The organism is Ruegeria sp., from assembly GCF_965221235.1.
In the GTDB taxonomy this organism is placed as follows: domain Bacteria; phylum Pseudomonadota; class Alphaproteobacteria; order Rhodobacterales; family Rhodobacteraceae; genus Ruegeria.
On sequence record NZ_CBDCRS010000004.1, the window covers coordinates 2,233,918 to 2,246,356 of the forward strand.

Below are 12,439 nucleotides of genomic sequence, written 5' to 3' on the forward strand. Positions count from 1 at the left end.
CTGCCACGGTCAAGTGTTGTGAAAAAAGGTTCTGGAGCTACGGAACCGCAACAAAAAAGGAAAGTGACACGTGGCACGTATTGCCGGCGTAAACATCCCGACTGCAAAGCGGGTACCTATCGCCCTCACATATATCACCGGTATCGGCAACACCTCGGCCAAAGCGATCTGCGAAGCCGTGGGCATTGAAGCGACCCGTCGCGTCAACGAACTGTCGGATGCCGAAGTACTGAAAATCCGCGAATACATCGACGAAAACTTCACCGTCGAAGGTGACCTGCGTCGTGAAGTTCAGATGAACGTCAAGCGTCTGATGGACCTGGGCTGCTACCGCGGTCTGCGTCACCGCCGCAACCTGCCGGTTCGCGGTCAGCGCACCCACACCAATGCTCGTACCCGCAAAGGCCCCGCAAAGGCCATCGCTGGTAAGAAGAAATAAGGGAGGGTCTGACTGATGGCACGTGATAAGACTCGCGTTAAGCGCAAAGAGCGTAAGAACATCGCATCGGGCGTTGCCCATGTGAACTCGACCTTCAACAACACCAAGATCCTGATCTCGGACGTACAGGGCAACGCCATCTCGTGGTCGTCTGCCGGTACCATGGGCTTCAAAGGGTCGCGGAAATCGACACCCTACGCCGCTCAGATGGCTGCAGAAGACGCAGGCAAAAAGGCGCAGGAACATGGCGTCAAAACGCTGGAAGTCGAAGTTCAGGGCCCCGGTTCGGGTCGTGAATCGGCTCTGCGCGCGCTGGCTGCAGTGGGCTTCAACATCACGTCGATCCGCGACGTGACGCCGATCGCTCACAACGGCTGCCGTCCGCCGAAGCGTCGTCGCGTCTAAGCGATTTTGAATTTGGCTGGGGCTGTGTTTTTTGCACGGCCCCAGCACGTCATTTTGAACCTCGGGCGTCTGCACCTTGTTGGTCATGGGGCGCGGACAGGAATGGAGGGATTACATGATCCATAAGAATTGGGCAGAATTGATCAAGCCGACCCAGCTGGACGGTAAGCCGGGCAACGACCCTGCACGTCAGGCTACTTTGGTTGCTGAACCGCTGGAGCGTGGCTTTGGTCTGACCCTGGGCAACGCGCTGCGTCGCGTTCTGATGAGCTCGCTGCAAGGTGCGGCCATCACCAGCGTACAGATCGACAACGTCCTGCACGAGTTCTCGAGCGTCGCGGGCGTGCGTGAAGACGTCACCGACATTATCCTGAACCTCAAAGGCGTATCGCTGCGCATGGAAGTCGAAGGCCCCAAGCGCCTGTCGATCAATGCCAAAGGCCCCGCAGTTGTCACCGCTGGTGACATCAGCGAAAGCGCCGGTATCGAGGTTCTGAACCGCGATCACGTCATCTGCCACCTCGACGATGGCGCCGACCTGTTCATGGAACTGACCGTCAACACCGGTAAGGGTTACGTCTCGGCTGAGAAGAACAAGCCGGAAGATGCACCCATCGGCCTGATCCCGATCGACGCGATCTATTCGCCGGTCAAGAAGGTTGCCTATGACGTTCAGCCGACCCGTGAAGGTCAGGTTCTGGACTATGACAAGCTGACCCTGAAGATCGAAACCGATGGGTCCATCACGCCGGAAGACGCGCTGGCCTTTGCCGCGCGTATCCTGCAGGATCAGCTGTCAATCTTCGTCAACTTCGACGAGCCGGAATCGGCTGGCCGCCAGGACGAGGACGATGGTCTGGAGTTCAACCCGCTGCTGCTGAAGAAAGTGGACGAGTTGGAACTTTCGGTCCGTTCGGCGAACTGCCTGAAGAACGACAACATCGTTTACATCGGCGACCTGATCCAGAAGACCGAAGCCGAGATGCTGCGCACCCCGAACTTCGGCCGCAAGTCGCTGAACGAGATCAAAGAAGTGCTGTCCGGCATGGGTCTGCACCTCGGCATGGACGTCGAGGACTGGCCGCCCGACAACATCGAAGATCTGGCGAAGAAATTCGAAGACGCGTTCTAAGCGCGTCTTCCCCAATGCCCGGGCGTCCGGGGACAAAATGGGCACTTCCGCCCCAAGGAGAGCCGGTGACACGCATCGCCAGCCAGACAAAGCAAAACGCGAAAGAAGGAACTAGAAAATGCGTCACGCACGTGGTTACCGCCGCCTGAACCGTACTCATGAGCACCGCAAGGCGCTGTTTGCAAACATGGCTGGCTCGCTCATCGAGCATGAGCAAATCAAAACAACTCTGCCCAAGGCAAAAGAACTGCGCCCGATCATCGAAAAGCTGGTCACTCTGGGCAAGCGTGGCGACCTGCACGCCCGTCGTCAGGCCGCAGCACAGCTGAAAGAAGACAAAGACGTCGCCAAGCTGTTCGAAGTTCTGGGCCCCCGCTACGCCGAGCGTCAGGGCGGTTACGTACGTATCCTGAAAGCTGGCTTCCGCTATGGCGACATGGCTCCGATGGCGATCATCGAATTCGTTGATCGTGACGTCGACGCCAAAGGCGCGGCTGACAAAGCCCGCGTTGCCGCCGAAGAGGCCGCAGACGAAGAATAAGAAAGCCAGGCTTTCTGATTTATTGGCCCCCGTGTCCCCGGACACGGGGGCTTTTTCGTCTGCTGTAACAAAACGGCCCCAAAAGCGGTCCTGTTGCCAGAATCGCAAACTTGGGCGATCCTTTGAGAAATTGAAGGATCATAATATGTTTAAGTATCTGATCTTTGCGCTCGGTATTGGCGCATCCACGACGCTTTTTGCGCAGGAAACATCCGAACAGCCCGCAACCGAAGAAACGCCGCCGGACCAGTCCGAGCTTTTGACGGATGCCGAGCTTCAGACACTGGTCGCTCCGGTCGCGCTCTACCCGGATACTTTGTTGATCCAGATATTTGTGGCCGCTACTCAGCCGCTGGAGATCGTTAAGGCCGAGCGGTATTTGCTGGATAATGCCGACCGCGATCCGGTTGAGCTTGAGCCGGAAATTGACGCCATGGGCTGGGATCCGTCGGTTGCGGTGTTGGCAACTGCGTTCCCCGAAGTCGTTGGTCAGATGGCCACTCATATCGACTGGACCGAAACCATGGGCACCGCGATGCTGGCACAATCCGACGATGTGATGGATGCGGTCCAGGTCATGCGAGATCAGGCCATCGACAGCGGTGCCTTGATCTCAGGCCCTGAGCAGACGGTTGAAGTATCCGATGACGATACGGTTGTGATTACGCCTACCAACACCGAAACGGTTTATGTGCCGCAATATGATCCGGCGACCGTGTATACCGGGCCGTCGACGGGTGATGTTGTGGGGGCTGCCCTACTGACCTTTGGTACCGTGGCGCTGATTGACGAGATTTTCGACGATGACGACGATTGGTACGGCTATTGGGGTTGTCGCAACTGTGGCGGCTGGGGCGGTGGCCCGATCTATAGAAATCCGGATATCGACATTGATGTCGATGGCAACGTCAATATCGGGAACGACATAGATTTGGGGGACCGGACCGATATTGGCTGGAAGCCCGACGCGAACCGTCAACAGCAGGCGCGGAATAAAATCGCTGACCACAAGCGTCCAGAAACTGGTCGTGGCGATCTGCCGGTCAACCGCCCCGAAGGCCGCACAGACGAGCTGCGCAATAAACTGAGCCGTGAATCCGGGGCTGCCGATATCAGCCGGGATCGCTCAGCCGCGATTGCAGCCGGTGCTGGCGTCGCTGCCGGTGGCGCGTTGGCCAGCCGGGGTGGTGGGAACAGAGACCTGCCGCAGGTCAACCGGGGCAACGTGGACCGCGACAAGGCAGCTGCCAAGCAGCAGGCCATTGACCGCACCAAGCAACGGCCCGAAGCGGCAAAGAAGCCTGTGAAGCAAAAGCCGCAGGCGGCCAAGAAACCTCAGGCCAAGAAAGCGGCCACCCAACGCAAGCCCTCAGCAACCAAAGGCAAGGCGATGAAGAAAAAAGCATCCGGCAGCAGAACCAAGAGCGCGTCCAAGCGCGGCCATGCGGCCCGGGGTAAGCGGGGACGGTAAGATGCGCAATTCGCTACTATCTTTGATGATCCTTGCCGCAACCACCGGATCGGCTTTGGCCGAAGGCGCGCGGTTCGATACGCCGCAGACGGCTCTGGACGCGTTTGTCGATGCGCTAAGGGCCGACGATCAGGCCAGTTTGCTTGAGATTTTCGGGCCTGAGGCCGAAGACCTCATCGGAACGGGTGATCCCGTCGAAGACCAGCAAAGGCGGCAAGAAGTTCTGGGCATGTACGCCGAGGGCTATCGCTTTTTGCCTGATGAGGACGGGGTCGTTCTGCTGCTGGGCGAAGACAGTTGGCCCTTTCCTATCCCAATCTCACGCGGCGATGATGGCTGGCGCTTTGATCTTGATGCGGGGATAGAAGAACTTGCCGCCCGTGAGATCGGTTTGAATGAGCTGGAAGTGATCGAACTGCTTGAGGCCTATGTCGATCTGCAGGCTGCGTTCCGACTGGTTGATCACAACGGTGACGGCGTGATGGAGTTCGCACAGACGATCATTGCTGACCCCAGCGCACGAAACGGCCTGTTCTGGCCGGATGAAGACAGCTTTGTCGGTGCCGCCCTTGCCCGCGCCGCCGCTTCGGGCTGGAGCGACGGAGAGACTGATTATGACGCCGAACCGTTCCTTGGTTATACCTACACGATCCTGCACGGGCAGGGGGCGAACGCTCCGGGCGGGGCCTATTCCTATTTCGTAGGCGACTGGTTCGTTGCGGGTCACGCGCTGTTGGCCGTCCCTGCGGAATATGGTGAATCGGGCGTGCATTCCTTTCTGGTTGGCGAAAACGGGATTGTGTACGAGGCCGATTTCGGCCCTGACACCCCAGAGCGCACGGCAGAGATCACCGTTTACGATCCGGGGTCCGACTGGTCGCCGGTCGAATGACACGCAATCGCGCCGGGGCGTTTGTCCCTGGTGTGTGACCGGGCTGAACACTTAACAGACGCTTGCATTACCCCTCGTGGACACGCATATCCAACGCAACTTTCTACGTTGAGGTCATGATGCTCCGCGCGACGTTTATTGCATTGTCTTTCGCCTGTGCTTCGGTTGCCACTGCGGAAACCCAGGTCCCGCAATCACAGGCCGAGATTTCGCTGGGCTTTGCGCCTGTGGTCAAAGAGGCATCGCCTGCGGTCGTCAATATCTATGCCAAGATCGTGCGCCAAGGCCGGGCCAATCCGTTCTTTTCGGACCCGTTCTTTCAGGATTTCTTTGGTGGCGGCTTTGGTGAGCCGCGCCAGCGGGTTCAGAACTCGCTGGGGTCGGGGGTTATTCTGTCCGACGATGGTTATGTGGTGTCAAATTATCACGTGGTCGGAACCGCCACTGAAATCCGCGTGGTGACGACGGATCGGCGCGAGTTTTCGGCCCATGTGGTGCTGGGCGACAAGGAAAGCGACATTGCCATATTGCGGCTGGACGAGGCCAAAGGCCTGCCGTTCCTGCACCTGCGCGACTCGGACCATGTTGAGGTTGGTGAGCTCGCTCTGGCCATTGGCAACCCGTTTGGGGTGGGGCAGACGGTGTCGTCGGGCATCATCTCGGGTTTGGCGCGGACGGGGACGGCCACTGGCAATGCGCGGGGGTATTTCATCCAGACCGATGCGGCGATCAATCCCGGTAACTCGGGCGGGGCGCTGATTGACGTGAATGGCGATTTGATCGGGATCAACACCTCGATCCTGACCCGGTCGGGCGGGTCCAACGGGATTGGCTTTGCCATTCCCGCCAATCTGGTGGCCGAGTTTCTGCGGCAGGCGAAAGACGGCAATGACCGCTTTGTCAGCCCTTGGGCCGGAATGGCCGGTCAGCACATGAGCGCCGATATCGCCGAGTCGCTGGGTCTGGTGATCCCGTTGGGCGTTGTGATTTCCGACCTGCATCCGCTCAGCCCGCTGTCCGAGGCAGGCTTGCGCGTGGGCGATGTGGTCACGCATGTGGACGGGGATGAGGTGAACTCTCCGGCGGAAATGAAGTTTCGGATGTCGGTGGCAGGCGTTGGCGGCAGTTCGGTTCTGACGCGGCTGCGCGGGCATGAGCAGGCCGAAGTCGAGGTGGCTTTGGTCAAGGCGCCTGAAACCCCGGCGGCTGAGGAAACCACCCTGGATGATCGCACCGCGATGCCGGGTCTGGTTGTGTCGCGGATCAACCCTGAGGTCATCACCCGGATGGGGCTTTTGCTGTCGCAGACCGGTGTGGTCGTTGTGGATGCAAGCCGCTACGGAGGGCGGTCGGGGCTGCGTGCAGGCGATGTGGTCAACAGCATCAATGGCACCGAGATCGAGCATCCGCAGGACGTGGTAGATGCGCTGACCGATCCGGGGCGCAGGCTGAACCTGGTCATTCTGCGCGGTGGCCGGTTGGTCTCACTACGGTTCCGGCTGTGATTTCATGAGCGACCTGTTCGACACCGGGGCGAGCGCGCCCGCGACCTCTGGCCATCGCCCGCTGGCGGATCGGCTACGGCCGCAAAACCTGTCCGAGGTGATCGGGCAGGAACAGGTGCTTGGCCCGGATGCGCCTTTGGGCGTCATGCTGGCCTCGGGCAGCCTATCCAGTCTGGTGTTCTGGGGGCCTCCGGGCGTGGGAAAGACCACCATTGCGCGGTTGCTGGCGCAGGAAACCGACCTGCATTTCGTTCAGATCAGCGCAATTTTCACCGGCGTGCCGGATCTGAAAAAGGTGTTCGAGGCGGCTAGGATTCGTCGTCAAAACGGGCAGGGTACGTTGCTGTTTGTGGATGAAATTCACCGGTTCAACAAAGCCCAGCAGGACGGGTTCCTGCCACATATGGAAGACGGGACGATCCTGCTGGTCGGGGCCACGACCGAGAACCCCTCGTTCGAGCTGAACGCCGCTGTGCTCAGCCGGGCGCAGGTTCTTGTGTTGGAGCGTCTGAACCTGACCGATCTTGAGCGTCTGACGCAGCGGGCTGAAAAAGAGCTGAACCGCGCTCTGCCGTTGACCGGCCATGCGCGGGAAGCCCTGCAAGAGATGGCGGACGGTGACGGGCGGGCGTTGCTGAACCTGATTGAGCAGGTTGCAGCCTGGAAAGTGCAAGGCCCGCTGGACCCAGATGCGCTGTCGACCCGGCTGATGCGGCGGGCGGCGAAATACGACAAGTCCGGGGATGAGCATTACAACCTGATCTCGGCTCTGCATAAATCGGTGCGCGGGTCCGATCCGGACGCTGCGCTCTACTGGTTCGCTCGGATGCTGACGGGGGGCGAGGACCCGCGCTATCTGGCGCGGCGGATCACGCGAATGGCGGTTGAGGATATCGGGCTGGCCGATCCGCAAGCGCAAGCGATCTGCCTGCAATCATGGCAGACCTATGAACGGTTAGGCAGCCCTGAGGGCGAACTGGCTTTGGCTCAGGCGCTTGTCTATCTGGCGCTGGCCCCGAAATCGAACGGGGCCTATGTGGGGTATAAGGCGGCAATGCGGTTGGCCAAGCAATTGGGCAGTGAGCCCCCGCCAAAACACATCCTCAACGCGCCGACATCGTTGATGAAGGATCAGGGATATGGCTCGGGCTATGCCTATGATCATGATGCCGAGGATGGGTTTTCCGGCCAGAACTACTTTCCGGACGGAATGGAGCGGCCTGAACTTTATCAACCGGTCGAACGCGGCTTTGAACGCGAATTGAAGAAGCGGCTGGATTACTTCGCCAAGTTAAGGGCGCAGCGTAACGGCTAAGTGCCGCCGCGTCAGAGGCGACAGATGCGGAAAAACGAGCTTCCCTAGGGTCATGAGAGTCGAGGGAGGATACTCATGACCGTTTCCATCGAGAAAACTGACGACGTCTGGACCATCGTTCACGACCGCCCGGATGCGCGCAATGCCGTGGACACAAACCATGCCGAGGCGCTGGTGGATGCGTTTCTGGAGTTTGAGGACAGCCCGGCCAAAGTGGCTGTGTTTTGGGGCAAAGGCGGGAATTTCTGTGCGGGATGGGACCTGAAACTCGCAGCTACGCTCGCAGACCCAAAATTGGGTGAGGCGTACTTCGAGAAACACAGCTTTCCCATCGGCTCGGCGCCCTCGACCCTTGGACCAATGGGGCCGTCGCGTCTGGAGCTGTCCAAGCCGGTGATTGGTGCCGTGGAAGGGGCCGCAGTGGCGGGCGGTATGGAGCTTGCCCTGTGGTGCGATATCCGGGTGATGGCTGAGACCGCTTATCTGGGCGTTTATTGTCGTCGTTGGGGGATCACGCTGATGGATGGCGGCTCGATCCGGTTGCCGCGTCTCGTCGGGCAGGGGAAGGCGCTGGAGATCGCGCTGACCGGGCGCAAGGTCGAAGCCGAGGAATGCTATCGCATCGGTCTGGCCGAAAAGATCGTGCCCCATGGTGAGGCCCGCGCGGCGGCTGAGGCGATGGCGCATGAGATCGCCCGCTTCCCGCAAGAGGCTGTACGCGCTGACCGCCGCTCGATCATCGAAACACGCGGGATGCCGGTGCGGGATGCGCTCAAGGTCGAATGGGCCAATGGGTTGGAAGCGATCCGCCGTGAAGGCACCGCCGGTGCGGGCCGGTTCCGTGACGGGGCAGGGCGGCATGGGGATTTCTCGAACATCTGACCACCTTGACTCTTGCCCCTTTGCACGCCACAGACGCGCATGTTTTCTAAGGCACGTACAGACGGTTTTACCGCGCGGGTATTCCGCGCGACGCAAGGGGTATCGGCATGAGCGGCGTACAGATGATCACCGTGGCAGAGGGTGACGGCGACCAGCGGATTGACCGGTGGCTGCGCCGTCTGTTCCCGCATGTCAGTCAGGGTCGCATCGAAAAGATGTGCCGCAAGGGCGAGCTGCGGGTTGAAGGTGGCCGGGTGAAGGCCTCGACCCGGCTTGAGGCTGGTCAGGTGGTGCGCGTGCCGCCTCTGCCGGATGCCGATCACAAACCTGCCGAGGTCAAGCGCCGTATCTCGGACGCAGACGCCAAGATGATCCAGTCCTGCGTGATCTATCGCGACGATCACGTGCTGGTACTGAACAAGCCGCACGGATTGCCGGTGCAGGGCGGCAGCGGCCAGACCCGTCATGTGGACAGCCTGTCCGAGGCGCTGCGGTTTGGTTATGACGAAAACCCGCGCCTTGTGCATCGGTTGGACAAGGACACATCCGGAGTTCTTCTGCTGGCGCGCACCCGTGAGGCTGCCAAGAGCCTGACCGCGGCATTCCGTCATCGTGATACCCGCAAGATTTATTGGGCCTTGGTGGCCGGCGTGCCGACCCCCTATCTGGGTGAGATCAAGACCGGGCTGGTCAAGGCATCCGGCCACGGCGCGCAGGGCGAAGGCGAAAAGATGATCGCCGTCCATATGAACGAGGTTAACGATACGCCGGGCGCGAAACGGGCGCATACGCTGTACGCTACGCTGTATCGCGTTGCCGGGCGCGCCGCATGGGTCGCAATGGAGCCGATCACCGGCCGAACCCATCAGCTGAGGGCGCATATGGCTGCGATTGGGCATCCGATCATCGGCGACGGCAAATACGGCGGTTCTGGGCAGGAAAACCTGGGCGATGGCTGGGGCGCGCAGTTGGGTGGGATCATCAGCAAGAAACTGCACCTGCATGCCCGGCAGGCGACGTTCCAGCATCCCGTGACCCGCAAGACCATCACCGTCACCGCGCCGCTGCCGGATCATATGAAGCACAGCTGGGACACGTTCGGTTGGACCGAAGATCTGGCCTCTGACGACCCGTTCGAGTCTTTGCAATGAGCGCACCGCTGCGTTTGGTGTTGTTTGATGTGGATGGTACCTTGGTGGACAGTCAGGGCAGCATCGTAGCCGCGATGACGGCGAGTTTTGAGGCTCTGACCCTTCCGGTGCCGAATCGCGAGGCGATACTGTCCATTGTGGGCCTCTCTTTGCCGGTTGCCATGGCGCGGTTGGCGTCGGATCAGTCGGAGGCTGTTCAGCACAACCTGGTCGAGGGCTACAAGCAAGCTTATCACGCGCATCGTCTTGAGCAGGGTGCCGCCAGCGCGCCGCTTTATCCCGGCGCGCTGGATGCGATTGAGGCGCTGCATGCGGTGCCAGAGGTGCTGCTGGGCGTGGCGACCGGGAAATCCCAGCGCGGTCTGGACGCGTTGATCGAGGCGCACGGGCTTGGCCGTTACTTCGTCACCCGGCAGGTCGCGGATCACCACCCGTCAAAGCCACACCCGTCGATGATCGACACGGCGCGCAGCGAAACTGGGGTCGCGGCAGCCAATACGGTCATGATTGGCGACACAAAGTTCGATATGGACATGGCCCGCGCCGCAGGGGTGCCGGGTATAGGTGTGACCTGGGGCTATCACGACCGGCCCGCGCTGGACGGCGCGACCCGCGTTATCGAAACCTTTGACCAGTTGCCAAGCGCGCTGGAAGAAATCTGGACCTGAGAACATGAGCGACTGGAAACCCAAACGATTCTGGACCGAGAGTGCGGTGGTCGAAGCCGAGGGTGGCTATACCGTCGAACTTGATGGTCGCCGTGTCAAAACTCCGGCCAAGGCGGGCCTGATCCTGCCCACACGCGCCATGGCCACAGAGGTCGCCGCCGAATGGGATGCACAGGAAAAAGTGGTCGATCCGACCTCGATGCCATTTACCCGGTCGGCCAACGCAGCCATCGACAAGGTACATCACCAACACGCCGAGGTTGCGGACATGCTGGCCGACTACGGCGATTCGGACCTGTTGTGCTATCGCGCGTCACACCCGCAGGAGTTGCAGGAGCGTCAGGCCGAACATTGGAACCCGGCATTGGATTGGGCGGCCGAGGCGCTTTCGGCGCGACTGTTGCCCGTGGCGGGTGTTTTGCACCAGGCCCAGTCCGAGGCCGCGCTGAGTACGCTCAGACAGCGTGTGCATCAGCTAAACGACTTTCAGCTCGCGGCTTTTCATGATCTCGTCAGCCTGTCGGGCTCGCTGGTTCTGGGGTTTGCGGCGGCTCAGGGCTGGCGCAAAGCGGAAGATATCTGGGAGATGTCCCGCCTCGATGAGAATTGGCAGATCGAGCAATGGGGCCATGATGACGAGGCGCACGCTGTCGCGGAAACCAAAAAAGCAGCATTTTTGCACGCAAAGCGGTTCTTTGACATCTCGATTTGAGCTCTCACAGCCTATTTTTTCCGGCCTGGGCGAGTCATCTCAGGATTGACGTATCGATTTCGCTGATCCGACCCTTGACGTTTGTTTATGAATGCGCCCAAACTCGTGCGCACTAAAGGGGAGACACCTTTGGAGTAACCTTTCCGGTGCCAAAGGTGCCGGACAGAGCCGTCCCAGGAGCGGGACGGAAAATCAGGAAGAGGTAAAAATGAAAAAATCCGTAATCTTGGGCGTGGCAACCGTTGCCGGTCTGGCTGCTGGGGCTGCCGCGGCAGGTACAGTGGATGACGTCAAGGCGCGCGGTAAGCTGAACTGCGGTGTAACCACCGGTCTGGTTGGCTTTGCTGCACCCGATGCAAATGGCGAATGGCAGGGCTTTGACGTCTCGCTGTGCCGCGCTGTCGCGGCCGCCGTACTGGGCGATGCAAACGCTGTTGAATTCGTGCCGACCACCGGCAAAACACGTTTCACCGCGCTGGCCTCCGGCGAAATCGACATGCTGGCCCGCAACACCACCTGGACCTTCAGCCGCGACGTGGACCTGAAGTTCGAGTTTGTGGGTGTCAACTACTATGATGGTCAGGGCTTTATGGTTCCCAAGGCACTGGGCGTAAGCTCGGCCAAGGAACTGGACGGCGCAACCGTCTGCATCCAGACCGGGACCACCACCGAGCTGAACCTGGCGGACTTCTTCCGCTCGAACAACATCAGCTATGAGCCGGTTCCGATCGAAACCAACGCCGAGGCGCAGCAGCAGTATCTGGCTGGCGCATGTGACGTTTACACCACCGACGCTTCGGGCCTGGCCGCAACCCGCGCCACGTTCGAAAACCCCGGTGATCACGTCCTGCTGCCCGAAATCATCTCGAAAGAGCCGCTGGGCCCGCTGGTCCGTCACGGTGATCACGAGTGGGGCGATGTTGTCCGCTGGACCCTGAACGCGTTGATCTCGGCTGAAGAGCTGGGCGTTACTTCGGCCAATATCGACGAACTGTCGGGTGGCGCGGGCGACAACCCGGAAGTGAACCGCCTGCTGGGTACCGAAGGTACTCTGGGTGAGATGCTGGGTCTGGACGCTGACTGGGCGGCCAAGGCGATCAAAGCCGGTGGTAACTATGGTGAAGTGTTTGCCAAGAACATCGGTGAAGAAACCCCGATCGGTCTGGCACGCGGCCTGAACGCACAGTGGACCGAAGGCGGCCTGCTGTACTCGCCGCCGTTCCGCTAAAATCCACGGAAAAGGGCGCAGGGCAACCTGCGCCCTTTTTCTAATCAGAATGCTACGGGTCGCTCAAGAGCGGGGAATACCTCGCCGGACATGAAGCA

The 12,439-nt window shown here is 60.3% G+C and carries 13 protein-coding genes; all 13 read left to right on the forward strand.

Annotated features, from left to right (window positions below; all coding sequences use genetic code 11):
• Window positions 1–70 precede the first annotated feature (70 nt).
• The 13 genes from rpsM (at window position 71) to ACOQOY_RS14455 (ending at window position 12,341) form a co-directional block, all read left to right on the forward strand.
• Window positions 71–439, forward strand: a complete 369-nt coding sequence (gene rpsM, locus ACOQOY_RS14395; RefSeq protein ID WP_170332212.1) for a 30S ribosomal protein S13 — start codon at window positions 71–73, stop codon at window positions 437–439.
• 15 nt (window positions 440–454) lie between these two features.
• Window positions 455–844 (forward strand): 30S ribosomal protein S11, encoded by a 390-nt coding sequence (rpsK, locus tag ACOQOY_RS14400; protein WP_008757289.1) that lies wholly within the window; start codon window positions 455–457, stop codon window positions 842–844.
• Window positions 845–959: 115 nt separating this feature from the next.
• Entirely contained in the window at window positions 960–1,976 is a 1,017-nt protein-coding gene (locus ACOQOY_RS14405) for a DNA-directed RNA polymerase subunit alpha (protein WP_039525561.1), read from the forward strand.
• A 118-nt stretch (window positions 1,977–2,094) separates the two neighbouring features.
• The gene (gene rplQ, locus ACOQOY_RS14410; protein WP_039538314.1) at window positions 2,095–2,517 is read left to right on the forward strand and encodes a 50S ribosomal protein L17; all 423 of its coding nucleotides are present in this window, start codon (window positions 2,095–2,097) and stop codon (window positions 2,515–2,517) included.
• Between the two features lie 145 nt (window positions 2,518–2,662).
• Entirely contained in the window at window positions 2,663–3,988 is a 1,326-nt protein-coding gene (locus tag ACOQOY_RS14415) for a DUF3300 domain-containing protein (RefSeq protein ID WP_420586073.1), read from the forward strand.
• 1 nt (window position 3,989) lies between these two features.
• Window positions 3,990–4,880: a DUF2950 family protein gene (locus ACOQOY_RS14420; protein ID WP_420586074.1), complete on the forward strand. Its 891-nt coding sequence runs from the start codon at window positions 3,990–3,992 to the stop codon at window positions 4,878–4,880.
• A gap of 119 nt (window positions 4,881–4,999) precedes the next feature.
• Window positions 5,000–6,385: a trypsin-like peptidase domain-containing protein gene (locus ACOQOY_RS14425; protein WP_420586075.1), complete on the forward strand. Its 1,386-nt coding sequence runs from the start codon at window positions 5,000–5,002 to the stop codon at window positions 6,383–6,385.
• A gap of 4 nt (window positions 6,386–6,389) precedes the next feature.
• Complete coding sequence (locus ACOQOY_RS14430) at window positions 6,390–7,700, forward strand: replication-associated recombination protein A (protein ID WP_420586076.1); 1,311 nt, start codon at window positions 6,390–6,392, stop codon at window positions 7,698–7,700.
• 75 nt (window positions 7,701–7,775) lie between these two features.
• Complete coding sequence (locus ACOQOY_RS14435) at window positions 7,776–8,582, forward strand: crotonase/enoyl-CoA hydratase family protein (protein WP_420586077.1); 807 nt, start codon at window positions 7,776–7,778, stop codon at window positions 8,580–8,582.
• A gap of 107 nt (window positions 8,583–8,689) precedes the next feature.
• Window positions 8,690–9,733: an RluA family pseudouridine synthase gene (locus ACOQOY_RS14440; RefSeq protein ID WP_420586078.1), complete on the forward strand. Its 1,044-nt coding sequence runs from the start codon at window positions 8,690–8,692 to the stop codon at window positions 9,731–9,733.
• Complete coding sequence (locus ACOQOY_RS14445) at window positions 9,730–10,401, forward strand: HAD-IA family hydrolase (protein ID WP_420586079.1); 672 nt, start codon at window positions 9,730–9,732, stop codon at window positions 10,399–10,401. Before ACOQOY_RS14440 ends, ACOQOY_RS14445 begins: the two co-directional genes overlap by 4 nt.
• Before the next feature lie 4 nt (window positions 10,402–10,405).
• Complete coding sequence (locus ACOQOY_RS14450; protein WP_420586080.1) at window positions 10,406–11,113, forward strand: ATP12 family chaperone protein; 708 nt, start codon at window positions 10,406–10,408, stop codon at window positions 11,111–11,113.
• Window positions 11,114–11,321: 208 nt separating this feature from the next.
• Complete coding sequence (locus ACOQOY_RS14455; RefSeq protein ID WP_420586081.1) at window positions 11,322–12,341, forward strand: amino acid ABC transporter substrate-binding protein; 1,020 nt, start codon at window positions 11,322–11,324, stop codon at window positions 12,339–12,341.
• The last annotated feature ends 98 nt before the right edge of the window (window positions 12,342–12,439 follow it).

Bases quoted from the DNA above. Each gene is read 5' to 3' on its own strand.
- ACOQOY_RS14430 (WP_420586076.1), top strand. From the start codon at position 6,390: ATGAGCGACCTGTTCGACACCGGGGCGAGCGCGCCCGCGACCTCTGGC.
- rpsK (WP_008757289.1), top strand. From the start codon at position 455: ATGGCACGTGATAAGACTCGCGTTAAGCGCAAAGAGCGTAAGAACATC.
- ACOQOY_RS14455 (WP_420586081.1), top strand. From the start codon at position 11,322: ATGAAAAAATCCGTAATCTTGGGCGTGGCAACCGTTGCCGGTCTGGCT.
- ACOQOY_RS14420 (WP_420586074.1), top strand. From the start codon at position 3,990: ATGCGCAATTCGCTACTATCTTTGATGATCCTTGCCGCAACCACCGGA.
- rplQ (WP_039538314.1), top strand. From the start codon at position 2,095: ATGCGTCACGCACGTGGTTACCGCCGCCTGAACCGTACTCATGAGCAC.
- ACOQOY_RS14435 (WP_420586077.1), top strand. From the start codon at position 7,776: ATGACCGTTTCCATCGAGAAAACTGACGACGTCTGGACCATCGTTCAC.
- ACOQOY_RS14450 (WP_420586080.1), top strand. From the start codon at position 10,406: ATGAGCGACTGGAAACCCAAACGATTCTGGACCGAGAGTGCGGTGGTC.
- ACOQOY_RS14405 (WP_039525561.1), top strand. From the start codon at position 960: ATGATCCATAAGAATTGGGCAGAATTGATCAAGCCGACCCAGCTGGAC.
- ACOQOY_RS14415 (WP_420586073.1), top strand. From the start codon at position 2,663: ATGTTTAAGTATCTGATCTTTGCGCTCGGTATTGGCGCATCCACGACG.
- ACOQOY_RS14445 (WP_420586079.1), top strand. From the start codon at position 9,730: ATGAGCGCACCGCTGCGTTTGGTGTTGTTTGATGTGGATGGTACCTTG.
- ACOQOY_RS14440 (WP_420586078.1), top strand. From the start codon at position 8,690: ATGAGCGGCGTACAGATGATCACCGTGGCAGAGGGTGACGGCGACCAG.
- ACOQOY_RS14425 (WP_420586075.1), top strand. From the start codon at position 5,000: ATGCTCCGCGCGACGTTTATTGCATTGTCTTTCGCCTGTGCTTCGGTT.